The sequence below is a fragment of the Methylobacterium sp. C33D genome, assembly GCF_053345825.1.
In genome coordinates, this window is the sequence record NZ_JBKFAV010000024.1 from 34,434 (window position 1) to 57,287 (window position 22,854).

At 70.5% G+C, this 22,854-nt stretch carries 25 protein-coding genes, 1 tRNA gene and 2 pseudogenes; 10 read left to right on the forward strand and 18 right to left on the reverse strand.

Going from position 1 to position 22,854, the window contains the following annotated elements:
- Positions 1-109 precede the first annotated feature (109 nt).
- Both ACLBXO_RS19460 and ACLBXO_RS19465 read right to left on the reverse strand, forming a co-directional pair.
- Positions 110-373: a hypothetical protein gene (locus ACLBXO_RS19460; protein WP_331315112.1), complete on the reverse strand. Its 264-nt coding sequence runs from the start codon at positions 371-373 to the stop codon at positions 110-112.
- 137 nt (positions 374-510) lie between these two features.
- Complete coding sequence (locus tag ACLBXO_RS19465) at positions 511-747, reverse strand: hypothetical protein (protein ID WP_331315111.1); 237 nt, start codon at positions 745-747, stop codon at positions 511-513.
- Between the two features lie 163 nt (positions 748-910).
- Between ACLBXO_RS19465 and ACLBXO_RS19470 the strand changes: the two genes are divergently transcribed.
- Both ACLBXO_RS19470 and ACLBXO_RS19475 read left to right on the forward strand, forming a co-directional pair.
- Positions 911-1,927: an NAD-dependent epimerase gene (locus ACLBXO_RS19470; protein ID WP_447686382.1), complete on the forward strand. Its 1,017-nt coding sequence runs from the start codon at positions 911-913 to the stop codon at positions 1,925-1,927.
- A gap of 210 nt (positions 1,928-2,137) precedes the next feature.
- Positions 2,138-2,503, forward strand: a complete 366-nt coding sequence (locus ACLBXO_RS19475; RefSeq protein WP_024831013.1) for a c-type cytochrome — start codon at positions 2,138-2,140, stop codon at positions 2,501-2,503.
- Positions 2,504-2,568: 65 nt separating this feature from the next.
- On the opposite strand, the gene ACLBXO_RS19480 is transcribed toward ACLBXO_RS19475, so the two are convergent.
- From ACLBXO_RS19480 to ACLBXO_RS19490, 3 genes are all read right to left on the reverse strand, one after another.
- Entirely contained in the window at positions 2,569-3,087 is a 519-nt protein-coding gene (locus ACLBXO_RS19480; RefSeq protein ID WP_447686383.1) for a MarR family winged helix-turn-helix transcriptional regulator, read from the reverse strand.
- Between the two features lie 128 nt (positions 3,088-3,215).
- Positions 3,216-4,160: a tyrosine recombinase gene (locus ACLBXO_RS19485; protein ID WP_447686384.1), complete on the reverse strand. Its 945-nt coding sequence runs from the start codon at positions 4,158-4,160 to the stop codon at positions 3,216-3,218.
- Complete coding sequence (locus tag ACLBXO_RS19490) at positions 4,157-4,309, reverse strand: histidine kinase (RefSeq protein WP_331290066.1); 153 nt, start codon at positions 4,307-4,309, stop codon at positions 4,157-4,159. The genes ACLBXO_RS19485 and ACLBXO_RS19490 overlap by 4 nt, the downstream gene beginning before the upstream one ends.
- A 244-nt stretch (positions 4,310-4,553) precedes the next feature.
- On the opposite strand from ACLBXO_RS19490, the gene ACLBXO_RS19495 reads away from it, so the two are divergent.
- The 3 genes from ACLBXO_RS19495 to ACLBXO_RS19505 all read left to right on the forward strand — a co-directional run bounded on the left by ACLBXO_RS19495 (position 4,554) and on the right by ACLBXO_RS19505 (position 6,519).
- Complete coding sequence (locus tag ACLBXO_RS19495; protein ID WP_020093428.1) at positions 4,554-5,177, forward strand: shikimate kinase; 624 nt, start codon at positions 4,554-4,556, stop codon at positions 5,175-5,177.
- A gap of 19 nt (positions 5,178-5,196) precedes the next feature.
- Entirely contained in the window at positions 5,197-6,336 is a 1,140-nt protein-coding gene (aroB, locus tag ACLBXO_RS19500; RefSeq protein WP_331315105.1) for a 3-dehydroquinate synthase, read from the forward strand.
- Between the two features lie 107 nt (positions 6,337-6,443).
- A tRNA-Thr gene (locus ACLBXO_RS19505) sits at positions 6,444-6,519 on the forward strand.
- A gap of 89 nt (positions 6,520-6,608) precedes the next feature.
- On the opposite strand, the pseudogene ACLBXO_RS19510 reads toward ACLBXO_RS19505, so the two are convergent.
- Both ACLBXO_RS19510 and ACLBXO_RS19515 read right to left on the reverse strand, forming a co-directional pair.
- Positions 6,609-6,997: pseudogene (locus ACLBXO_RS19510) on the reverse strand (IS3 family transposase); the annotation flags it as partial.
- A 94-nt stretch (positions 6,998-7,091) separates the two neighbouring features.
- A complete protein-coding gene (locus ACLBXO_RS19515) occupies positions 7,092-8,633 on the reverse strand; it encodes a diguanylate cyclase domain-containing protein (protein WP_447686385.1) in 1,542 nt (513 codons plus the stop codon).
- 516 nt (positions 8,634-9,149) lie between these two features.
- On the opposite strand from ACLBXO_RS19515, the gene ACLBXO_RS19520 reads away from it, so the two are divergent.
- On the forward strand, positions 9,150-10,613 hold the full coding sequence (locus ACLBXO_RS19520) for a diguanylate cyclase domain-containing protein (RefSeq protein ID WP_447686412.1): 1,464 nt from the start codon (positions 9,150-9,152) through the stop codon (positions 10,611-10,613).
- 551 nt (positions 10,614-11,164) lie between these two features.
- Positions 11,165-11,502, forward strand: a pseudogene (locus ACLBXO_RS19525) (IS630 family transposase); the annotation flags it as partial.
- Here ACLBXO_RS19525 and ACLBXO_RS19530 read toward each other — a convergent pair.
- The 8 genes from ACLBXO_RS19530 to ACLBXO_RS19565 form a co-directional block, all read right to left on the reverse strand.
- Positions 11,476-11,838, reverse strand: a complete 363-nt coding sequence (locus ACLBXO_RS19530; protein WP_447686386.1) for a PilZ domain-containing protein — start codon at positions 11,836-11,838, stop codon at positions 11,476-11,478. The pseudogene ACLBXO_RS19525 and the gene ACLBXO_RS19530 overlap by 27 nt on opposite strands.
- Before the next feature lie 634 nt (positions 11,839-12,472).
- Positions 12,473-14,227 (reverse strand): complex I subunit 5 family protein, encoded by a 1,755-nt coding sequence (locus ACLBXO_RS19535; RefSeq protein WP_447686387.1) that lies wholly within the window; start codon positions 14,225-14,227, stop codon positions 12,473-12,475.
- A complete protein-coding gene (locus ACLBXO_RS19540; protein WP_331315102.1) occupies positions 14,224-14,643 on the reverse strand; it encodes a sodium:proton antiporter in 420 nt (139 codons plus the stop codon). The genes ACLBXO_RS19535 and ACLBXO_RS19540 overlap by 4 nt, the downstream gene beginning before the upstream one ends.
- Positions 14,640-15,416: an MnhB domain-containing protein gene (locus tag ACLBXO_RS19545; protein ID WP_331315100.1), complete on the reverse strand. Its 777-nt coding sequence runs from the start codon at positions 15,414-15,416 to the stop codon at positions 14,640-14,642. The genes ACLBXO_RS19540 and ACLBXO_RS19545 overlap by 4 nt, the downstream gene beginning before the upstream one ends.
- Positions 15,413-15,664 carry a Na(+)/H(+) antiporter subunit B gene (locus tag ACLBXO_RS19550; protein ID WP_331315099.1) on the reverse strand — a complete coding sequence of 84 codons (252 nt, stop codon included), beginning with the start codon at positions 15,662-15,664 and terminating at the stop codon, positions 15,413-15,415. Before ACLBXO_RS19550 ends, ACLBXO_RS19545 begins: the two co-directional genes overlap by 4 nt.
- Complete coding sequence (locus ACLBXO_RS19555) at positions 15,661-15,945, reverse strand: monovalent cation/H(+) antiporter subunit G (RefSeq protein WP_331315098.1); 285 nt, start codon at positions 15,943-15,945, stop codon at positions 15,661-15,663. Before ACLBXO_RS19555 ends, ACLBXO_RS19550 begins: the two co-directional genes overlap by 4 nt.
- Positions 15,942-16,193, reverse strand: coding sequence for a monovalent cation/H+ antiporter complex subunit F (locus tag ACLBXO_RS19560; RefSeq protein ID WP_447686388.1), 252 nt, complete (start codon positions 16,191-16,193; stop codon positions 15,942-15,944). The genes ACLBXO_RS19555 and ACLBXO_RS19560 overlap by 4 nt, the downstream gene beginning before the upstream one ends.
- Positions 16,190-16,612 carry a hypothetical protein gene (locus tag ACLBXO_RS19565; protein ID WP_447686389.1) on the reverse strand — a complete coding sequence of 141 codons (423 nt, stop codon included), beginning with the start codon at positions 16,610-16,612 and terminating at the stop codon, positions 16,190-16,192. The genes ACLBXO_RS19560 and ACLBXO_RS19565 overlap by 4 nt, the downstream gene beginning before the upstream one ends.
- 210 nt (positions 16,613-16,822) lie before the next feature.
- Between ACLBXO_RS19565 and ACLBXO_RS19570 the strand changes: the two genes are divergently transcribed.
- Complete coding sequence (locus ACLBXO_RS19570) at positions 16,823-17,392, forward strand: NUDIX hydrolase (RefSeq protein WP_331315095.1); 570 nt, start codon at positions 16,823-16,825, stop codon at positions 17,390-17,392.
- Between the two features lie 199 nt (positions 17,393-17,591).
- Positions 17,592-18,761 (forward strand): acetyl-CoA acetyltransferase, encoded by a 1,170-nt coding sequence (locus ACLBXO_RS19575; RefSeq protein ID WP_331315094.1) that lies wholly within the window; start codon positions 17,592-17,594, stop codon positions 18,759-18,761.
- 129 nt (positions 18,762-18,890) lie between these two features.
- Here the strand turns inward: ACLBXO_RS19575 and ACLBXO_RS19580 are convergent, their stop codons facing one another.
- The 3 genes from ACLBXO_RS19580 to ACLBXO_RS19590 all read right to left on the reverse strand — a co-directional run bounded on the left by ACLBXO_RS19580 (position 18,891) and on the right by ACLBXO_RS19590 (position 21,367).
- The gene (locus ACLBXO_RS19580) at positions 18,891-20,180 is read right to left on the reverse strand and encodes an O-acetylhomoserine aminocarboxypropyltransferase/cysteine synthase family protein (protein WP_447686390.1); all 1,290 of its coding nucleotides are present in this window, start codon (positions 20,178-20,180) and stop codon (positions 18,891-18,893) included.
- Between the two features lie 58 nt (positions 20,181-20,238).
- The gene (locus tag ACLBXO_RS19585; protein ID WP_331315092.1) at positions 20,239-20,625 is read right to left on the reverse strand and encodes a response regulator; all 387 of its coding nucleotides are present in this window, start codon (positions 20,623-20,625) and stop codon (positions 20,239-20,241) included.
- Between the two features lie 85 nt (positions 20,626-20,710).
- Positions 20,711-21,367 carry an alpha/beta hydrolase gene (locus tag ACLBXO_RS19590; RefSeq protein ID WP_243908665.1) on the reverse strand — a complete coding sequence of 219 codons (657 nt, stop codon included), beginning with the start codon at positions 21,365-21,367 and terminating at the stop codon, positions 20,711-20,713.
- A gap of 273 nt (positions 21,368-21,640) precedes the next feature.
- On the opposite strand from ACLBXO_RS19590, the gene ACLBXO_RS19595 reads away from it, so the two are divergent.
- Positions 21,641-22,810, forward strand: a complete 1,170-nt coding sequence (locus ACLBXO_RS19595; protein WP_447686391.1) for a cysteine desulfurase family protein — start codon at positions 21,641-21,643, stop codon at positions 22,808-22,810.
- The last annotated feature ends 44 nt before the right edge of the window (positions 22,811-22,854 follow it).

The following is a 22,854-nucleotide window of genomic DNA, read 5'->3' on the forward strand; positions in this document are numbered from 1 at the left end:
CCATCACCGGTTGCAGAGGTGCCGCTCCGGGACGGAGCGATCCGCTACAGGTGGTGACGGGCGCGTGCCGGACCAGACCGCGGCGCGTTTCACGCCACCGCGGCGGCTCTCAGCCGTTCGCGACCCGGGCATCCGGCGCGGATGGGACCGGGCGCAACGCCCGCACCTGGCCGCTGGCGGCACCCGCGCGGTGCTGCTTCTCCATCGCCATGAGCGGCCGCAGCTCGGGCTCGGCGAAATCCAGGAGCTTGGCGTTGCGCCAGCGCGGCTTGCCGGCCCCCCGGCCGAACCAGCGGGGGCGCTCCTCCTCGACCAGGAGCACCAGCCGCCCCGTCCAGGTCTTCCGGAACCAGAAACGCCCCGTCAGAGACATCGTCCCATCCTCGCCTTCGAGCCGCCCCCGGTCTGGCCGCCTCAATAGCGAACTTGGCTGTTCGCGTACTGATTGAAGACGTGGAGGAACCGGCGCGCCACCGATATCCACAGCCCAGCCCGACGATCTCGCGGAACTCAGCGCACCATGTGGCGGACCGACAGCGCCAGGACGACGAGCCAGACGAGAGCCGAGAGACCGAGCACGAAGCCGCGGAGGATCGCCGTCTCGAGCGCGGCGTGCGCGGAGCGCGGCTCCGGCGGCCGCACGCCGTCCTTCCGCAGGGGCGACGGGCGCGCCCGGACCGGGCGCTGCTCGGGCACGGCGAGCAGGCGCGTGAGGCTGTCGGGAAGCGGTCTCGGATCGGGCTGCACGGCAGCGCAGAGCCTAGCGGGTCACGGGCCCGCGCGACAAGCCGCGCGCGGTGCTGCGGGTCGATCACCGAGTCGGGCAGCCACGGCGCACCGATTTGTCGCGCACAGGCCCCATGGTACAGCTCGCAGCCGGGGAAGCCAGTCAGCCCGTCGGTCCGCGCCCATGTCCCTGCCACCTGTGCTGATCACCGGCGTCGCCGGCTTCATCGGGAACCAGCTCGCCCTCCGCCTCCTCGAGGCCGGCCAACCGGTCGTCGGCCTGGACAGCGTCAACGCCTACTACGACGTGCGGCTGAAGGAAGCCCGGCTGCAGCGCCTCGCGGGCTTTCCGGGCTTCAGCTTCGCGCGCCTCGACCTCGCCGACCGGGACGCGCTCGACGCGCTGTTCCGCCGCCACGCCTTCCGGACGGTGATCCACCTCGCGGCCCAGGCCGGCGTTCGCTACTCGCTCACCGATCCGCACGCCTACGCGGCGAGCAACCTCGTCGGCTTCCTGAACATCCTCGAGGCCTGCCGCCACGGCGGGGTGGGGCACCTGCTCTACGCCTCCTCCAGTTCCGTCTACGGCGGCGTCACGGCGATGCCGTTCTCGGTGCACCAGAACGTCGACCACCCGCTCAGCCTCTACGCCGCGACCAAGAAGGCGAACGAGCTGATGGCGCACAGCTACAGCCACCTCTACGGCCTGCCGACCACGGGCCTGCGATTCTTCACCGTCTACGGTCCCTGGGGCCGGCCCGACATGGCGCTGTACCTGTTCACCCGCGCCATCCTGGCGGGCGAGCCGATCCGCGTGTTCAACGAGGGACGGATGCTCCGGGACTTCACCTACATCGACGACATCGTCGCGGGGATCCGCGCGCTGGCCGAGCGGCCGGCCGCGCCAGACCCCGCGTGGTCCGGCGCGGCGCCGGATCCCGGCACCAGTTCCGCGCCCTACCGGATCTACAACATCGGCAACAGCGAGCCGGTGGCGCTCCTAGAGATGATCGCGCTCCTGGAGGACGCTCTCGGCCGCAAGGCGGAGAAGATCCTTCTGCCGATGCAGCCGGGCGACGTTCCGGCGACCTACGCCGACATCGACGACCTCGCGCGGGACGCCGGCTTCCGGCCCGCGACACCGCTGAAGGCGGGGATCGGGCACTTCGTCGACTGGTATCGGACCTATCACGGCGTCTGAGAGAGCGGCGCCGCGGGCGGTCCACGGAGCCAATCCGATCACGCGGTGTTGAGGGAGGCGGCGACCTGGAACGGCCGCAGATCGGCCCGCGCGTGGCGGCAAGCCCAGACTAGGCCGTTGCGCGCGCCGGGCGGATTCATTTAGAGCTGTTCCAGGCAGGCAAGCTCTGCCCGCATCGCTGCCGCAGCGGCGGCCAACAGGAGGAAATCCATGCGTTCACTCGTTTTCGGCGCCGTCCTTGCCGTTGTCATGCCTCTCGCGGCGCAGGCCCAGGAGGCCGGCGACGCCGCCGCCGGCGAGAAGGCGTTCGCCCCCTGCAAGGCGTGCCACAATTTCCAGAAGAACGGCGTGGGCCCCGACCTGAAGGGCGTCGTCGGCCGCAAGGCGGGCACCTACGAGGGCTACAACTACTCCGCCGCCCTGAAGAACTCCGGCATCACCTGGGACGAGGCCAACCTGCACGAGTGGCTGAAGAACCCGAAGGCGAAGGTGCCCGGCACCAAGATGATCTTCCAGGGTTACCCGGACGACAAGAAGATCAACGACGTGATCGCCTATCTCAAGACGCAGTCCTGAGACGCACCGATCAGCACGAACCGGGAGCGGCCACCCGGCCGCTCCCGGGCCACCGGCCGCGCACCCTAGTCGGGCATGAGGCCGGCCTGCAGGCTCAACCTGAGCGTGACGAGATCGTGGAGCAGGTCCTTGCGCCCCTGGACGTCGAGCCCGGTCATGCCGCCCGCCTCGTCGGGCAGGCAGGCGAGTTCGTCGCGCAGGGCCTCGCCCGCGGCGGTGAGGAAGATGCTGACCTGGCGCTCGTCGACCCGGTCGCGGGCGCGGCGCACCCGCCCGGACGCTTCGAGTCGCTTCAGGAGCGGCGTCAGCGTCCCCGAGTCCAGGAACAGGCGGTTCCCGATCTCCTTCACCGACAATCCGTCCTGCTCCCACAAAACCAGCAGGACGAGGTACTGGGGATAGGTCAGTTCGTGGCGCCCCAGGAGGTTGCGGTAGGCGCGGCCGAAGGCGTGCGCGGCGGCGTAGACCGCGAAGCAGAGCTGGTTGTCGAGTCGCTGCCGCTCCTGCTGGGAAAGCTGGTCGGCACGCGTTTGACCCGCCCGATCCGGCTTGGTGCCGATCTGCGAGGCCGTGGGGCCTGACATAGGAAAACTCTCTCTGGTAAAGGCTGGCTCGCGTACCGGTATGGCGAGGGGCTACTCTTAGGCAGTTCGCTAAACCTATACAATTGGGGCGATCCACCAGGAGTTGCCACGCGTTCCGCGCGGAATCGCTAGCGATCCATCAACGGATGCAGATCGCGGACCATCGCCTTCAGGCGCTCGTCGAGCACGTGCGTGTAGATCTGCGTGGTCGAGATATCGGCATGGCCGAGCAGCTCTTGGACGATGCGCAGGTCGGCGCCGTTCTGCAGGAGATGACTGGCGAAGGCGTGGCGGAGCACGTGGGGGCTCACGCGGTCCGGATGGAGGCCCGCCGCCGCGGCGAGCGCCTTCAGATCGCGGGCGAAGGCCTGCCGGGTGAGATAGCCGCTGTCGCTGTCGGCCGGAAACAGCCACGGGGAGTCCGCGGGCACGGCCGGAAGATGCGCCGCCATCGCGGTGCGCGCCGCGTCCGTCAGGGGCACCAGGCGCTCGCGTCCGCCCTTGCCCTTGACGATGAGGTAGCGCTCCCGGCTCGACCCCGCCGCGCGGGGCAGCGCGACCAGCTCCGAGACGCGCAGGCCCGTGGCGTAGAGCAGCTCGAGCAGGCACACCATCCGGCGCGCCCGCCGGGCCGGTCCCGGGGGCTGGTCGGCGCCGGCGGCCGCCTGCGCCGCGGAGAGCAGCCGGTCGACCTCCGCGATGGACAGCACCTTGGGGAGCGCGCGCCCGCGGCGCGGACCGGACACCGCGACGCTCGGATCACTCTCCGCGCCGCCCTCGGCGTAGAGGAATTTGTGGAAACCGCGCACGCAGGACAGGCGCCGCGCCGCCGACGACGCCTTCAGGCCCCGCATCTCCATGTCGATCAGGAATGCCCGGAGCGTGCCGGCATCCACGTCGCCGAGCGCCGTGCCCGTGCGCGCCAGATAGGCGAGGTAATCGTCCAGGTCCCGCCGGTAGGCGCTCAGGGTGTTGAGGCCGGCACCGCGCTCGGCGGCCAGCATGTCGAGATACTCGGCGACCTCGGGGCGGGGGGCCCGGGCGGCGTCGCCGCCGCTCTCCGCCCCGCTCAACGGTTGCCCGGCTGCAGCTTCGAGGCGGGGATCGTCACGCTCATCTCCCGCGGCGTCGGCTGCACGAAATTCGCGAGCGCGAACATGGCGGCGTAGACCAGACCTGCCAGGATCGCGATGGTGGCAAAGAAACGGAACAGGGTCGGCACGTCGGTCGAACCTCGGGCAGACGGGCGCTGGCGGCAGGAAGGGGGCGGGCGAAAGCCTTCTCCGAGCCGCCGCCAGTGCCCGGGTTCGACCACGTGAACGAGGCGCTGACAAGGCCCGCGACGACACAGCGATGCGTTTCGCAGGCCGCTTGAATCGCGCTAAGAGCCTGCCTGAGGATGCGAGGCTGCCCGGCGACAAGCGCCCGGGGGGCCGGTGAGGGGGCGGGGACGCCACACGGATGCGATGCAGGAGTCGATGCAGGAGGCCATGAGCGGGGAGGAGGCGGGGGAACCGATCGAGGCGCGTCTTCGCCGCGCGCTCGGCCTGCGCTCGATCGTGCTCGTCGGCCTCATGGGAGCGGGCAAGAGCACCGTCGGCCGGCGTCTGGCGAGCCGCCTCGGGCTGATCTTCAAGGATGCCGATATCGAGATCGAGGCCGCGGCCGGCCTGACGATCCCCGACATCTTCGCGATCTACGGAGAGCCGAGCTTCCGCGACGGCGAGGAGCGGGTGATCTCGCGCCTGCTGCGGGCCGGCCCGCTGGTCCTGGCGACGGGCGGCGGCGCCTACCTGCGCGAGGCGACCCGCGCGCGCATCGCGGAATCGGCGGTCTCGGTCTGGCTGAAGGCCGATCTGGACGTGCTGATGCGACGCGTGCGCAAGCGCGGCAACCGCCCGCTGCTTCAGACCGAGGATCCGGAGGCGACGATGCGCGACCTGATGGCCGTGCGCCACCCGGTCTACGCCGCGGCCGACGTGATGGTCATTTCCCGGGAGGTGTCGCACGACCGGGTCGTCCAGGACGTGCTGGAGGCGCTGGACGCCCATCTCAGCGGCGAAGGCTCTATCCCGGTGGCCGCCCAGTGAGACTCGAGCAAACCCAGTCATGACTCAGCCCCGTCCGGACCTGCTGACCGTCCACGTGCCCCTCGACGCCGGCCGCGCCTACGACATCCAGATCGGGCGCGGGCTGATCGACACGGCCGGCGCCGCCGTCGCCGCGCTCGGGGGCCGCCGGGCGGCGATCGTGACGGACGCGACGGTGGGCGCGCTCTACGCCGCGCGGCTGCGGACCAGCCTGGAGCGCGCCGGCCTTCAGGCTGGCGTGGTCACCGTGGCGCCGGGCGAGGCCTCCAAATCGTACGCGGGCTACGCGGAGGTCTGCGACGGGCTGCTGGCCCTGAAGGTCGAGCGCGGCGACCTCGTCGTGGCGCTGGGCGGCGGCGTGGTCGGCGACCTCGCCGGCTTCGCGGCCGCCACTTTGCGGCGCGGTGTGCGCTTCGTGCAGGTGCCCACGAGCCTTCTCGCGCAGGTCGATTCCTCGGTCGGCGGCAAGACCGGCATCAACGCGCCGCTGGGCAAGAACCTGATCGGCGCGTTCCACCAGCCGCGCCTCGTCCTGGCCGACACGGCCGCCCTCGACACCCTGTCCGAGCGCGAGATGCGCGCCGGCTACGCCGAGGTCGCCAAGTACGGGCTAATCGCCGATCCGGGCTTCTTCGACTGGTGCGAGGCAAACTGGCGCGGGATCTTCGCCGGCGGTCCGGAGCGCGAGCAGGCGGTCGCGTCCTGTTGCCGGGCCAAGGCCGCGGTGGTCACTCGCGACGAGCGGGAAGACGGCGAGCGGGCGCTGCTCAATCTCGGCCACACCTTCGGCCACGCCCTGGAACGCCTGACCGGGTACGATTCCGCCCGATTGGTCCACGGCGAGGGCGTGGCGATCGGGATGGCCCTGGCCTTCCGCTTCTCGGCCCGCCTCGGGCTCTGTGCCGGGCAGGATGCCGGCCGCGTCGCCAACCACCTCGCGCTCGCCGGCCTGCCGACCCGTCTGCAGGCCGTCCCGGGCGGATGCGGCGACGTCGAGGCGCTCCTCGACGCGATGACCCAGGACAAGAAGGTCCGCGACGGCGCGCTGACCTTCATCCTCGCCCGGGGGATCGGCCAGAGCTTCATCGCTCCAGGCGTGGACCGGGTCGAGGTGGCGGCGTTCCTGCGGGATGAATTGGCGTCGGACCGGGCCGCCTGACGCCCGCGACGGCGGCTGTGGCCTTGCCTAACGCAGGCCGGGCCGCTATGAGCCTGCACGTCCGGCGCCGGTCACCGCGCGTCGCTGACGGTCCTGTCGGGGCCAGGGCCGCAATAGCTCAGCTGGTAGAGCACCTCATTCGTAATGAGGGGGTCGGGGGTTCGAATCCCTCTTGCGGCACCATACAATTCCCTCCTTTCTCAGGAAGCGCGTCAGCATTGTTCGGCCGGCCTGCTGCCTGTTCGGCGGGTACCATTCTGAACTCATGGGGCTCAGTTTTCGAACTCGACAGGGCTGAGATAGCCCAGTGTTGAGTGCCGCCGCACCGGGTCGAGGAAGCGCTCGATGTGATCGAAAACGTCCGGCGGGCTTCGTCCCGGAAGCGGTACGTCCACCGGGTTGTGCGCTCGGTCTTCAGTGACGAGAAGCCTCTCTCGATCGCCGCGTAGTCCCACACGTTGCGCGACCGGCTCAACGGACAGGTCAGACCGTGCATGGCCATCAGGCGCTGGCATGCCTCACTCGTATCTCGCGAACCGTGATCCGCGTGATGCAGCAAAGCATCCGGCTCGCCTCGGCGCCAGATCGCCATGACGAGCGCATCCGTGACGCGTTGCGCCGTCATGCTGGCCTGCATCGCCGAGCCTACGACGCGGCATGAATCACCTCCGGCGTCACCATCGCGGCCGGATCGGGTTTCCGTGAAGTCGGAAGCAGCCCACCTGCCGAGGGGCGCGGAGCCTGATGATGGTCGGTCAGGCAGCGCTGAGTTCTTCGGGTTCCATCACTTTGGTTGAGGGGCCGGAATGGTCTGCTCTGCCATCGATGATCTCGATCATGCGGACCTGATCGCGCCCGCCGCGCTTCGCCTCGTAGAGCGCAGCGTCCGCGAGGCTCAGCCACTCCGCCTGCGTCGCGACGAACTGGCGGTCGGCATACAGAAGCCCCACACTCACTGTCACGATGCCGAGGGGACTCAGCTCATGAGGCAGCGCCAGAGCTGCGATCGAGCGCCGGCAACAGCGAGCGACCTCCAGCGCGCGGGCCTTGTCGACCCCGACCAAGACGATCGCGAATTCTTCTCCCCCTACCCGGAAGGCGATCCCGCCGGCGGCCGCTGCACACAGCTCCAGCTCCGCACCGACGGCTTTCAACACGCGGTCCCCGGCCGGATGGCCGGAATGGTCGTTGAAAGCCTTGAAGCGATCCACATCGATCAGCGCGAGCGCGAACCGCGCACGTGATGTGGCACGCTCCAGCTCAGCGAGCCTCTGATCGAAGTGGCGGCGATTGGGGATACCCGTCAACGCGTCCGTCAGCGCGAGGGCCGCGAGTTCTGCCTCCGCGGCCGCCCTCCGCTGCAACTCGCTGCGCAGCAGTTGGAGAAGGCACAGCAGCGCCAGAGCGAGTGTGCCGACAATCAAGACGATCGCTGTTGCTCGGGCGTGCCACGCCGAAGCGATCGTGCTGAGCGGAACCGACACGACGACGTGCATCGGGAGCGTCCCCACTCGATGAGCCAGGTGCAGGGCTTCCGCACCCGCGAGGGGCGCGATGAGGCTGATATGTTCGGCCTTCGCGATCGCCGCGAGCGTCTGCCTATCGAGAGGATCGGCGGCCGGGTATTGGACGGGCACCTGCCCGTCTCCGTTCGATTGGCTGTCATCGAACAATACGGTGATCTTGAGGTTGAGATTGCGATTGAGACGAGCGAACACCGCCTCGAAATACGCGAGTTCGATCGCCCCGACGACGACGCCGGCAAACGTACCGTCCGCGTAGGCGAAACGCCGACTCAATGGGATCATCTCACGACCGCTGACGCGCGTGCGCCATGGTCGACCGACATACAGGCCGGCGTCTCGGCCGCGCTGGACCTGGAAATAGACGCGATCGGCACCGTTCAGCCGACGCGGTACCAGGGAGCCGGAGTCGATGAACGCGTCGCCCTGCGCGTCGAGGACGAAGATTGCCCCGTACCCTGAGGCCGTCGCCGCTCGGTCGAACAGGGCGAGGTGCCGAACTTGTGGCGAAACGCCCTCGAGGATCGGGTCGCGCAGACGATCCGCCACGGCTTGCAGCGACAGGTCGTAGAGTTCGAAATCGCGCGTCAACGTACGCGTCAGACTGTCCAGCAATGTCTCGGCGCCGATATTGGCCTGCTGCCAAGCCGTCTTGCGCAGTCCCGCGACGGCCAGGCCCGCGCATCCGCACAGCACGACGGTCACGGCCACGCCGGCCGCGATCAGGAGGCGCGGCGAGGGGGCGCGAACGAGCTTCTGGCGGGCAAACGGCATCGCGCCTCATACTCTCGGAACCGAGGCAACAACATAGGTTGTCGGATCTTAAAGCGCCCCTACCGTGTCGTCGGAGTTACATTCCGGCGCGTCGAGCTGCACGGACTACAAGTACCTTCGCGGTTGTATCGAGGCGTCGAGATCGAGCACCGGGCGCAACCCCTCAGAGCGCAGCCTCGGGTGTGGGCGGGAATGGGAAACCGCGGAGGCTGGTCGCGATGGCGACTTTGGACCTGCCTGTGTCCCGGGCATGGTTGTAGCGCCGGGTAGGCCGTGAAGCTGCTGCCCGGATCCGGCAGCGCCAGCAGCGGGGGATGGACCTCGCCGGGAGGCTGTCGGATCGTTCGAGGGCGCGAGACGGTGACCGCGGCTCCTTCCGCAGTCGATCCCGGGGAGCCACCGGCACGCTCAGGCACGAACAGACATCAGGCCATCACACGCTCGATTAAACTCTCTCGTCGTACCACCGAGGCAGCCTGATGGCTTCAGCGGGGACACGTCGTGCTGCAGGGGAAGATGTCGAGCTCGCAGCGCGAGGCACGTCGCCAACAGGCGCTGAGCGAGATCGCTCTCCTCGACACGCCGCCCGAGCGCGAGTTCGACGTCCTCGCCAAGCTCGCACAACGCATGCTCGGCACTGGCATGTCCTCGATCACTCTGATCGACCCAGAGCGCCAGTGGTTCAAGGCGCGATGCGGCCCGCTGGCGGCCGAGACACCGCGTGCCCAGGCGTTCTGCCCCGTCGTGTTCGAGACTGAGGCTCCGCTGATTGTGGCGGATGCCAAGCGCGACCATCGCTTCGCGGACAGCCCCTTCGTCACGAGTGCGCCGCACATCCGCTACTACGCGGGCGTGCCGGTACGCGTCCGGCAGGCAGACGGCGACAAGATCACGATCGGTACGCTGTGCGTCCTCGATGAACAGCCCCGCGAGCCGACGGCGACCGACCTGGAGGTGCTCGCGGAGCTGGCCTGCCTCGCGGAAGCCCTGATCGAGGCTCGCGCCGGAGCCCTGCGGGCAGCCGAGACTGCCGAAGAGCGCCGGGTCGCCGTCGAAGGCCTGGAGCGTGAGCGACGCCAGTTCAAGCAGGCGGAGCGCATGGCCGACATGGGATCGTACCGCTACGACATCGAGCGCCAGTCCACCTCCTGGTCGGACGGGGTGTTCGCCATCCATGAGCTGCCCGTCAGCGGCGGTGTACCGACTGGCGAGATCATGAATTTCTTCCCCGAGCCCGATCGCGCCCTCTTTCGCGTCGCGGTCATGCGCGTGCTGGATACCGGCGAGCCCTTCGAGATGGATGCCGCCTTCGTGACAGCCAAGGGCAACGCCCGACGCGTTCGCTGCTCCTGCGAGATCGAGTTGGCCAGGGGTAAGCCCGTCGCCCTCATCGGTCTGATCCAGGATATCACCGAACGGCACGGCTTGGAGGAGCGCCTTCGCCGGCAGGCCCGCACCGATGACCTGACGCAACTGGCCAACCGAGCCGAGTTTCACCGGGTTCTCGACGCGCGGCTGCGGGAAGCGCGGGCTTCGGACATCGACGTGGCCGTCCTCGTGATCGACCTCGACGGCTTCAAGGGCGTGAACGATCGCCTCGGACACGCGGCCGGCGACGACGTTCTGCGTCGCGTGGCCGAGCGGTTGCGCGCACCCCGCTACGCCGGGTGCCTTCCGGCGCGGCTGGGCGGCGACGAGTTCGCGATCCTGGCACCGGCCGCGTGCGATGGTGAGCGCCTGAAGGCGATGGTGAAGTGCCTCTTGCACGACCTCGAGATCGTCGTATCCGCGCAGGAGCAGATCACGCGCGTGACAGGCACGGTTGGCCTCGCGTGGTCCCGAGAAGCCAGACAAGATCGGGACCTGCTTCTGCGCCACGCTGATGCGGCACTCTATGCCGCGAAGCGTGCGCAGAAGGGCACGGCTCGAACCTACTCGGCCGATGCGGAGCGGCCGACGGTGCGGGCTCGCGGTGCGTAGGCTCTCGCCATGGCGCCCAGGACCACGCCTGTGATGCAGATCGGCCGCGATCGGGCTGGCTGCAGGGCGCGACCGAGAGGCGTTGCGCTCTCTGACGCCGCTGTCTTCGAGCGCAGGCGTCGGCCCATCAGGCGTTCTGATTCGATCCCGCCGGGTCTCGGGCAGGTGGCACAGAGCCGTCGCTCTGGGTCCGTGCGCCCGCGTCGAGCAGTGCTTGGACGCGGTCAGGATGCCTGGGTACGCCCAGCAACCGGGCCAACCCGTCGGCGACCCCCCGACGGACCGCATCCTCGAGCGTGTGGTCGTCGCTGCCCTTCACAACAGTAAAGCTCATACTGACGGCCCTACGCATTTCCCATTCAGGTTAAATTAACCCATTGTCAGCGGTTCCATACGGCCCGCTGCCTGAGGCTTGTGGATGAGCCGGCCGCTCGACCGTCGAGGGTATTCGCGAAGGCCTGGGCCCGCGCGGCTCCAGATGGCACCGACCAACACCGCGTTGACCGCGGCGAACCGGTACGGCGCCCGGATTATCTCCAGCCTCTCCGCACGCGGAGATCGATCCGCACGAGGCGTTCCTGCGGGGCCCGGTCGACGCGAGGGGCGACAGATCCTGGGACGAGATCGGCGTCTGGCTGCGGGCCGAGCACGATCGGGCGGTCGGGCTGGGCAGCTGAAAAGCTTTCTCGACGCGCGCGATCGCACGTTCAAATAGGACAGCGCGCGTCGCCGAGCAGAAGCGATCGGACGTGAGGGCTCAGCGAGGCGTGGTTCAACATGGCCCGGGCGTTCACCGCGCGGCGAGCGGCTGCGGTCGCCCGCGATGCGCGGCCATTGGAAGACCGCGACCTTCGTGGCGGCCTTACGCCTGTCCAGGATCGCCGCCCCCGTTCGCGCTGAGCACCACGCCGAGATTGCCTGCCGAGCGCCAGACGACGCGCGCGTTGATGCGCTCCGCGGTCTGCGGGATCTCCAGCATGAACGTCTCGGGAAGACCGAAGACGCTGTTCACGCGAAGCTGCGCTCCGCCCGGCGATCGATCCAGGACCCTGCAGCCCACCGCACGGCCGAAATTCGGCACGATGCGTCCGGTCAGATCCGTCTCGATACGCGGGCGGGCACGTCTCTCATGGGGCATGTCAGGGCGCTCAACTCTCTGTCTCGCGCCGAGACTATCGCGCCTGTCGCCGCAGACAGTCTGATAGCGCACGTCGCCCGAGATCATCCCGCCGATCCCCTGTTCGAGATGAGGCACAGGACAGGCACCGCGCGTCCGGTCGCGGAAGCACCGCGCCGGCGCGGTTCAGTGCCGACCGAGTCACGTCGGCGACGTCGTCGCGGCGCCGGCCGGTCAGCGGCCGCAGCCCGACCTTGCCCAGCGGTTCCCGCTTCGATCGCCCGAGCGCGTTCCGGATCTGGACGCCCCACACGCGCGAGGCGTCCTCGATCACGCGCAACCCGAACCCGGATCGATCGTCATCGGCCGCCACGATCCTGTCGCTTCCGGCGGAGCGCTGTACGGCGGCAGCGCCCGATCCGTGAGGCGCATGGCCGATCCGGCCAGCACGGAGTCAGCGGATAGACGGCGCTGCGTCGCGATCCGGTCCACTTGGTCGGCAGATGCCGGTTTCCCCCCTCGCAGCGCGGCTCTTTCCAGACCGGCGAGCGGCGCCGTCAAACAGCGACGTTCATACCCCCGTGTCCGCAATGAGGGGGTCGGGGATGCGCATCTCTCTGCGGCACCGCTGCCCTCGACGACGCGATCCTCCTGCGGAGAGCCTCGGCGCGGCCGGACCTCCGTCCGACGGACCGTGCCGGTACGAGGTCGCGGAGCCCCATTTCGAGGTCGCGCGGCACCCTCATGCCATGGCCAGCACGGCCGCGATCGCCGCCACGCCGACCGCGAGCCAAGCGCCGTAATCGCCGATCAGACCACTGTGGAGCACCTCCAGCGCGCGGGTCGGCGCCGATTGCGAGGCGCTGACCGGCCGGACCACCAGCGCCGGCAGGTGCCTCCGGAACAGGCCGTAGCCCGCACCGGCCAGGGCGGCCGCGACCGAGCCCCAGGGGAGCCAGCCCGGTCCCTCCGCCAGCGCGTGCGCGGCCGGCCGGTGCATGAAGGCCGCCGCCGCCCGCGGGAGGGCGTGCTCGATCAGGCCCGCCGGCAGCCCGAGCTCGAGGGCGAGGAGGAGACAGCACGGCGCCAGCATCAGCCAGAGCGGCCGGTTGGCCTTCTCGCGCTCATCCTCGCTCGGAGCGCCGGCCTCGTCGCCGGGATCGGGCCCGAGCCCGAGGAAGATCCGGCCCGCGGCCCGCAGCACCGCGGCCCCGGTCAGCGCCGCGCCGACGGCGCCGGCCGCCAGCGCGATCCCGTGCCCCCGCTGCGCCAGCGCGCCCTGGACGAGGCGCGTGCCCTGGTCGAGCACGCCGAGGGGCAGGCCGCAGAGCAGCAGCCCGGCGAGGGCCATGGCGATTCCGGCCGGCCAGATCGCCCGCCCGAGGCCGCGCAGGGCGATCTCGTCGATGCTGGCCTGGGTGGCGAGCAGGATGCCGGCGATCATGAACAGGGCGCCCTTCACCAGCCCGTGGCCCACCACGTAGACGAGCATCCCGCCGGTCCCGTCGACCGAGAGGGCGCCGAGGCCGGTGAGCATGATCCCGGCATGCGAGATGGTCGAGAAGGCGAGCATCCGCTTGAGGTGCCGCTGCAGCAGCGCCATCCAGCCGCCCAGGAGGGCGGTGAAGCTGCCCAGGCCGATGAGCAGCCCCGGCAGGGCGTGCTGAACCTGATCGGAGCCGCCGAAGACGACGGCGCTGACCTTGGCCAGGCCGAACAGGCCGAGCGAGACCATCGACCCGGAGAAGATCACCGAGACCGGGCTCGGCGCCACCGCGTGGGCGTCGGCGAGCCAGAACTGGAACGGCACGATCGCGCCCTTGATCATCAGGGCGGCCGCCACGAGGCAGAACGCCCCGGCCACGACCGGATCCCGGCCGCCCCGCGCCACCGCGGCCGCGATGCCCTCGAAGTCGAGCGTGCCGGTCTGGGCGTAGATCAGGCCGATGCCGCCGAGCATCAGGAAGCCCGCGAGGCTGTTCACAACCGTGAAGTTGATGGCGCCCGCCAGCGACGATTCCGCCAAGTGGTAGGCCGTCAGCGCGAAGGCCGCGACGCTCATCACCTCGAACCACACGAACAGGTTGAACATGTCGCGGGTGAAGCAGAACCCGACCATGGCGGCCAGGAACAGCAGCATCAGGATGTGGAAGTGGCCGTGGGTGCGGTCGAAGAAGCCCCAGGCGAACACGAAGGTCAGGGCGTAGAGCAGACCGATGAAGGCCGCGACCCAGCCGCTGGCCTCGTCCACCGAGAAGCCGATGCCGAGATGGACGCCGTCGCGCGGCTCCCAGCCGCCGAACCAGTAGACCAGCGGCCCGTCGGCGGCGTGGCTGGCGATGATGCCGCACAGCACCGCGACGGTGAGCGCCGCCAGCGTCGCCAGGATGTCGGGGAGGCGGCCGGGCAGGACGTGGGCGGTGGCCAGCATCGCGGCGCAGACCACGAGCGGGATGGCGACGGGCAGGGGCAGGAGGGCGGCCGGGATGACGGTCACGGGGCGCTCCGCCCTGCGTCGCGCGCGCGGCTGGTTCCGGCGTCGCGCCCGGACCGGCCTCCCGCGCGCATCGGCCGGAGCTTCTCCGGGTCCAGGCTGCCGCCGCGCTTGTAGGCCTGGATGGTCAGGACGAGGAGGAGGGCGGTGAGCGTCGCGCCGACCACGATGTCGGTGAGCACCAGCGCCTGCATGACCGGGTCCACGGCGGGTGTTCCCGGCGGATGGTCGTAGAAGATCGGCGCGATGCTGCCCCAGCGATAGCCGAGGCCGAGCAGGAGCACGTAGGTCGCCGACTGGCACACGCCGAGGCAGCCCACGAGGTGGATGAAGTTGCGGCTCGTGGCGATGCCGTAGAGGCCGATCCCGAACAGCCACGCGGCGACCGCGTAGGGCAGAACACTGGTGACCGCACTCACGCGGATTCCTCCCCCGGCTCGTCGGGCGCGTCGGCCTCGCGGGTCTCCTCCATGAATTCCAGGAAGAGCTGCGTGAAGCCGCCCGTCACCGCCAGGGCGACGCCGAGATTCTCGATGAGCATCAGGCCGCCCGAGAAGAGGTCGCGAAAGGTGCCGAGCGGCAGGATGTTCTGCATGAAGGCGGCGCCGGTCAGCATCGGGGCGAGCCCGCACAGGGCGAAGAGCAGCGCGCCGCCGCCCTCCAGGGCGTCGAGCCAGTGGCTGCGGATGGCGTCGCGCCAGCCGGCATAGCCCTCGCCGAGGTAGATCAGCAGGGTCCCGGAGGCGAGGATGACGCCGCCCTGGAAGCCGCCGCCCGGCGTGACGGTCGCGTGCAGCACGACGTAGAGGCCGAACAGCGCGGTGAGCGGGCCGGCGACCCGGCAGGCGAGCACGACGGCCTCGGAGCGCGGGATCACGGCGCGGCCGGGCCTGCGCATGGCGCGCTCGGAGTTGCCCTCGCCACGCCGCCCGCGCAGGAGCACCACCGTCCCGGTGATGGCGGCGAGCAGCATGAACTCCTCGCCGAGGGTGTCGAGGCCGCGCAGGTCGAAGTTGATGGCACTCACCATGTTGGCGACGTGCCGGGCCTCCGGGACGATCGCGTTGATGCGCGCGCCGTACTGGGCGATCGTCGATCCGAAGGGCGGCAGGCCGGCGATCACCGCGGCCGCGCAGGGGAGGAGGACGAGGCCCGCGAGGGCCAGGAGCGCGACGCGGGCGCGCGGACTCACGATTTCTCCTCGGGCGGCTGGGTCCGCACGGCCATCAGGGCCACGAGGAAGAGGAGCGGCACCGCCGCCGAACCCACCGCCAGCTCCGAGAGCGCGACGTCGGGGGCCTGGAGGGCGTCGAACAGGATCGCCAGGACGAGCCCGTTGACCGCGATGGCGAAGACCTGCCGGGCGGGGTCGCGGACCAAGACGACGGCGGAGCCGGAGATCGCAGTGAAGAGGAAGAGCAGCGGCAGGATGACCGTCATGCCGAGCGGCCCTCGCGCATCAGCACGGCCCGGCCCGAGACGTGCGACAGCACCGCCGCCCAGGCGAGGAACACCACCATCATCACCAGGATCTTGAGCGAGCGCCCGGAGACGCCGTCGGCCAGGAAGGCCGCCACCGTGACGAGGATCGCGGCCGCGACGTTCAGGAACGCGAGAGCGTGCATCCGGTCGAGCGCCCGGGGGAGACGCCAGAGGGCGAGGGCCGCGAGCCACGCGCATGCCACGGCGAGGGCAAGGACCGAGCCGATCGCGACGCTCATATCCAACGCTCCAGGAAGACCGCGAGCAGCATGGTGCCGGGCAGGTTCAGCAGGACCAGGGTGAGGGCGAGATCGGTGATCGACGCCTGGTCGGTGGCGAAGGCCATGAGCGTCAGGATCAGGACCGTGACGCTGCCGGCTAGCTGGTAGGCTGCGAAGCGCTGGCCGGGCCGGCCGCGCCACGCCAGCGCCGCGGCCACGGCGAGCGGCGGCAGCAGCGCCAGGATGGCGACCGTCCAGAGGCTCATCGCGCCTCCTCCAGACCGTGCGTGACCACGGTTCCGTGCGCGCGGTCGAGGGTGAGCACGTAGCTGTCGGGCGCGAGCGACGCCGCCAGCAGCCCGACCGCCCGCGCGGCCGGCGCCGTCTCACCGTCCGGCGTGGCCCAGGCGATCGCGGCGGCGCTCCGCTCGCGGCTCGCGCCACCGCCGGTGCGCCCGAGGATCGCGCGCAGGAGGTGCAGCCCGACGCGGGCGGTCCGGCGCGGCGCGGCGAGGATGGCCGGACCGAGCGGGCGGAGCGCCTCACGGTCGAAGCGGAAGCGCAGCCCGCCGCGCCGTCCGACGCCCCACCACCAGAGCGTGCCGATACTGGCGCAGCCGACCGCGGCCATCCCCTCGTTCACACTCAGGGAGCCGGCGAAGACCATGTAGGTGACGGCGAGCACGACCCAGATCGCGGCACCGTCCCGCCGCGAACGCTTCCGGATCCCGCCGATCGGTCCTGCCTGCGTCGATCCTGCCCGCATCGATCCTGACCGGCGCGCCCCGCGGAAGCGTGACCATGCGCATGTCCGACCAAACGTGGCCGCATGTGTCGGCGTTCCCGGAACCCGGGGACACGCTTCCGTGTAGGGCGATGAAGGGTGGGCGCGCGCATGAGAGCTGAGATCCTCACTATCCGCTTCGTCCACGAGGGCTGGAGCCGCTTCGGGATCGCGCGGGTGCGCCTCGCCGACGGCACAATCGTCGAGCGCGCGATCGAGGATCACGGCGACTCGGTCGGAATCCTGCCCTACGATCCGGAGCGGAAGGTCGCGACGCTCGTGCGCGAGTTGCGCGTGCCGCCGCTGTTCGCGACGGGCGAGCAGGTCCAGCTGGAGGCCCCGGCCGGCCTGATCGACGCCGGCAGTCCGGAGGAGAATGTCCGCCGGGAGGCGCTGGAGGAGGTGGGCCTGCGCCTGCGGGCGCTCGAATTCGTCGGTGCGACCTATTCCTGCGCCAGTCTGTCCACCGAGAAGATCCACCTCTACCTCGCGCCGTACGGCCCGACGGATCGCGTCGAGGCGGGCGGCGGGGTCGAGGGCGAGCACGAGAACATCCGGGTGGTCGAGATGCCGCTGGCCGAGCTCGCCGACCGCGCCGACAGCGCCGCGCTCACCGACCTGAAGACGCTCACCCTGGTCCTGGCGCTCCGCGCGCGCCATCCGGAGCTGTTCGCGCCGTGAGACGCCGCCGCGCGCTCGCCCGCGGGCTGCTGACCGCGCTGGTGCTCGTCGGCGTCGCGTGGGTCGCCTTCCACCTGCGCTGAGCGGGGCCCGGGCGGCCCCCGTCCGGAAGAGTCCGCCGCGTCGAAGAACTCGCGCCCTGTCTTGATCGCCGGCCGCGGCGGGCCCATCGTCCGGGCCACACACGGGAGGTCACCGGATGACGCGCGCCTGCATCGTGGGCTGGGCCCACACCCCCTTCGGCAAGCTCGAGGAGCCCGATGTCGAGGGGTTGATCGCCCGGGTCTCGGGGGAGGCGCTGGCCCATGCCGGCGTCGAGGAATCGCAGGTCGACGGCATCTACGTGGGCTCGATGAACACCGGCTTCTCGAAGCAGGGCTTCGAGGGCTCGCTGGTGGCGGTGAACCGGCCGGGCCTCGCCCACGCGCCGGCGACCCACCTGGAGAACGCCTGCGCCACCGGGTCGGCGGCGCTCTACGCGGCTCTCGACTTCGTCGACAGCGGCCGCGGGCGCGTGGCCCTGGTGATCGGCGCCGAGAAGATGACGGCCAAGACCGTCGCCGAGACCGGCGACATCCTGCTGGGCGCCTCCTACCGCAAGGAGGAGGCCGACATCGAGGGCGGTTTCGCGGGCGTGTTCGGGCGGATCGCGGCGGGCTACTTCCAGCGCTACGGCGACCGCAGCGAGGATCTGGCCCGCATCGCCGCCAAGAACCACCGCAACGGCGTCGGCAACCCCTACGCGCAGCTGCGCAAGGATCTCGGCTTCGACTTCTGCAACCGGGTCTCGGAGAAGAACCCCTACGTGGCCGCCCCCCTGCGGCGCACGGATTGCTCGCTGATCTCGGACGGGGCGGCGGCCCTGGTGGTGGCCGATGCCGAGACTGCCGAGGGCCTGGAGCGGGCGATCGGCTTCCGCGCCCGGGCGCACGTCAACGACATCCTGCCCCTGTCCCGCCGCGACCCGGCGGAGTTCAAGGGCGCGCGGTTGGCCTGGGAGAAGGCGCGGGCCCAGGCCGGGATCGCCAACGAGGACCTCTCCTTCGTGGAGACCCACGACTGCTTCACCATCGCCGAGCTGATCGAGTACGAGGCGATGGGCCTCGCCGCGCCGGGCGAGGGGTTTCGCGTGGTGCGCGAGGGGCTCGCCGAGAAGGGCGGCCGGCTGCCGATCAACCCGTCCGGCGGGCTGAAGGCCAAGGGCCATCCCGTCGGCGCTACCGGCGTATCCATGCACGTCATGGCCTGCCTCCAGCTCATGGGCGAGGCCGGCGAGATGCAGGTGCCCGGGGCGGAGCTCGCCGGGATCTTCAACATGGGCGGCGCGGCGGTGGCCAACTACGTCTCGATCCTGGAGCGGCGGCGCTGAGGCCATCCCGGTCGCGACCCTTCTCTGCCCGTCGCGGCCGTCCTCGCGAGCGGCGCGCAGCGATCCAGCGGCGCCACGATAGTCGAGATCGCTCGGCTCTGGGTCGCTTCGCTGCGCTCGCGATGATGCCTAGAGGCGATCCAGCGCCTGCCGGAGATCGGCGATCAGGTCGGCCTCGTTCTCCAGCCCGATCGACAGCCGCACGGTCTCCGGCCCCACCTGAGCGGCGGCCTTCTCGTGCTCCGGCAGCTGCCGGTGCGTGGTCGAGGACGGGTGGATCGCCAGCGATTTGATCTCGCCGATGTTGACCAGATGCGAGATCAGCTCCAGCCCGGCGATGAACTGCAGCGCCGCCGGCTCGCCGCCCTTCAGCGCGAAGGTGAAGATCGAGCCCGGCCCGGCCGGGGCGTAGCGGCGGGCGAGGTCCTCGCCGGGCTGGCCCGGCAGCATCGGGTAGCTCACCCACGCCACCGCCGGGTGATCCTTCAGGAAAGCCGCCACCGCCCGGGCATTGGCGCAGTGCCGCTCCATGCGCAGCGGCAGGGTTTCGATCCCCGTGAGCGTCAGGAACGCGTTCATCGGCGACAGGCCGGGCCCGAGGTCGCGCAGGCCGAAGAACCGGCAGGCCGCCGCGAACGGAGTCTCCGGGAAGGCCTCGGTGAGCACCAGCCCGTCGTAGTCCGGCCAGGGCTCGGTGATCAGGTTGTAGCCGCCGGCCTTCGCCCACTCGAAGCGGCCGGCGTCGCAGATCACGCCGCCGATGGTCTGGCCGGAGCCGCTCAGGAACTTCGAGGTGGAGTGCCAGACGATGTCGGCGCCGTGCTCGATCGGCCGGATCAGGGCCGGCGAGGCCAGGGTGTTGTCGACGACGAGCGGCAGGTTGTGGCGGCGGGCCACCGCGGCGATCCCGTCGAGATCCACCACCGACGCGCAGGGGTTCACGATCGATTCGCAGAAGATGGCCCGGCAGTCCGGCGTGATCGCCGCCTCAAAATCCTCCGGGGCCAAGCCGCGCGCGAAGCGCGGCTTCAGGTCGTAGCGCCCGTCGAGCCGGCGCATCAGGCCCAGCGACCCGCCGAACAGGCGCGGGGACGCGACGTAGGCGTCGCCGCTCTTCAGCAGCGTCATGAGAATCAGCTGCATGGCCGACTGTCCGGAGGACACCGCCACCCCGGCCCTCGCGCCCTCCAGGTCGGCGATCCGGCGCTCCAGCGCGGCGACCGTCGGGTTGGATCCGCGCGAGTACGAGAAGCCGGTCCGGCGACCGGCGAAGATGTCGGCGGCCTGCTCGGTCGAGTCGAAGACGAAGCCGTTGGTGAAGTAGATCGGCTGGACCCGCGCGCCCGTGGCGGGATCCGGCGCCGCGCCGGCGTGGATGGCACGGGTCGCGAAGCGGTGCGGTCGGTTCTGGTCCGTCATAACTCTCGGTCGGGTGTTCGGGGCCCGGACCGGGAGTCAGCCCGAGCGGATCCGTGCGTCAAGCCGCGCGGCGGATGAAGGCCTGCAGGGTCCGGACCAGGGTGGTCGGCTCGTAGGGCTTCGGGATGAACCGGGCGCCCTCCGGCATGTCGTTGGGGCCGGGCGTGCCCATGCCCGACACCACCAGCACGGGTATCGACGGCCAGCGATGCGCGACGAGGCGGGCCAGGGCGAAGCCGTCCATCGACCCCTGCGGCATGTCGACGTCGGTCATCAGGACGCCGACGTCGTCGCGGTTCTCCAGGACCTTCAGCGCCTTGTCGGCGTGCGACGCCTCGACGACGGTGAAGCCCGCATCCGCAAGGGTATCCGAGGCCTCCATCAGCAGGAGGCCATCATCTTCCACCAGGAGAACGACGGGTTGGTCGGACGGGCTATCTGACATCAGACCTGCGAAGGTGCGTCTCAATTCCGAAACCCGCGCCCTATTCCTCCGGGGCTCCCCCCGTCAAGGCGCGGGGCCGGATCCGTCAGGCGGCCTCCTCGCGCTTGCCGAGGCGCTTGTCGAGGTAGGTGTCGACCGTCTGGGTCAGTTCCTCGACCTTGCCGTCGAAGAAATGGTTCGCGCCGTCGACCATCTGGTGCTCGATGATGACGCCCTTCTGGGTCTTCACCTTCTCGATCACCGGCATGACCTCGCGGGCGGGCGCTACCCGATCCTCGGAGCCGTGCACGAACAGGCCGGAAGACGGGCAGGGGGCCAGGAAGGTGAAGTCGTAGCGGTTCGCCATCGCGGCGATCGAGATGAAACCCTCGATCTCGGGGCGGCGCATCAGGAGTTGCATGCCGATCCACGAGCCGAAAGACACGCCCGCGATCCAGCAGGACTTCGCCTCGGGGTTGACCGACTGCACCCAGTCGAGGGCGGCCGCGGCGTCCGACAGCTCGCCCGACCCGTGGTCGAACGCCCCCTGGCTGCGCCCGACCCCGCGGAAGTTGAAGCGCAGGGCCGCGAAGCCGCGGTTGGCGAAGGTGTAGAAAAGGTTGTACACAATCTGATTGTTCATCGTGCCCCCGAACTGGGGGTGCGGGTGCAGGATGATGGCGATCGGCGCGCCGCGCTTCTTGGGGGCTTGGTAACGGCCTTCCAGGCGGCCGGCCGGGCCGGTGAAGATCACTTCGGGCATCGCTCGTCTCTCGCTCCGGAGATCGCCCGCCGGGCGATCGGCGCGGCGGCGCAGCAGCCTTGACTCGTCGCGCGCGCCCCATAAAAGCAGTCTTAGAACAGTTCTAGGCGATTAGAACTATTCTAATCAAGCCGTTCGAAGCACCGCGTTGGCTGCCACGCCGACCGTGCCGGGTCGGCGGGATCTCATTTTCTCGGCGCGCCTTAGCACGGCGAGCCGGCGCGCGGGCAAGGAATTGTGACGCGTCGCAGCAGAGGGCTTAACGGAACGCGGATGAGCCGGGCACGCGCCTATCTCGACTACAACGCCACCGCCCCGGTCCGCCCGGCCGTCGCGGACGCTGTCGCGCGCGCGCTCACGCTCCCGGGGAACCCGTCCTCGATCCACGCGGAGGGCAGGGCGGCCCGGGCTGCCCTGGAAGCGGCCCGCACCCAGGTGGCGGCTCTCGTGAACGCCCGGCCCGCGCAGGTTGTCTTCACCAGCGGCGGGACCGAGGCGGCCAACGCCGTCCTGTCGGGATCCCTCCGCCGCCGCGGCGCGGCGGCACCGACGCGGCTCCTCCACTCCGCCACGGAGCATCCCTGCGTCGCGGCCGGTCACCGGTTCCCGGACGCGTCCGTCGAGGAAGTGCCCGTGACGGCCGACGGCGTGGTCGATCTCGCCGCCCTGGAGGCGCGCCTCGCCGCCCTCCACGGTGAGACCCTGCTCCTCTCGGTCCATGCCGCCAACAACGAGACGGGCGCGGTGCAGCCCCTGGCCGAGATCGTCGGCCTGGCGCGGGCACATGGCCGGACCCTGGTCCACAGCGACGCGGTCCAGGCCGCCGGCAAGATCCCCCTCGACATGGCGGCGCTCGGCCTCGACGCGCTGACGCTGTCGGGCCACAAGTTCGCCGCGGCCAAGGGCGTCGGCGCGCTCGTGCTGGCCGAGGGCGTCACCCTGGAGACCGCCTTCCTCCGCGGCGGCGGCCAGGAGCGGCGGCAGCGCTGCGGCACCGAGTGCCTGCCGGCGATCGTCGGCATGGGCGAGGCCGCCCGGATCGCCCGCGAGGCACTCGACGGCGAGGCCGCGCGTCTGGCTGGGCTGCGCGACCGGATCGAGGCCGGCGTGCGGGCCATGGCGCCCGACGCGGTGGTGTTCGCCGCCGGGGCGCCGCGCCTTCCCAACACCCTGAGCTTCTCGGTCCCGGGCCTTGACGCGCCCTCGGCCCTGATCGCCCTCGACCTCGCCGGCGTGGCGGTGTCGTCGGGCTCGGCCTGCTCCTCGGGCAAGGTCGCGCGCTCGGCGACCCTCGCCGCGATGGGTGTCGCTCCCGCGCTCGCCGGGGGGGCGCTGCGGGTCAGCCTCGGCTGGAACACGGTGGACGAGGAGGTGGCATGCTTCCTCGACGCCTTCGAACGGGTCGTGGAGACCCTATATAGACGGCGAGGCCAGGCGGCCTGAGCGCCGCACCCCCGCTTTCCGACAGACGCTTCCCGGCCCTTGAC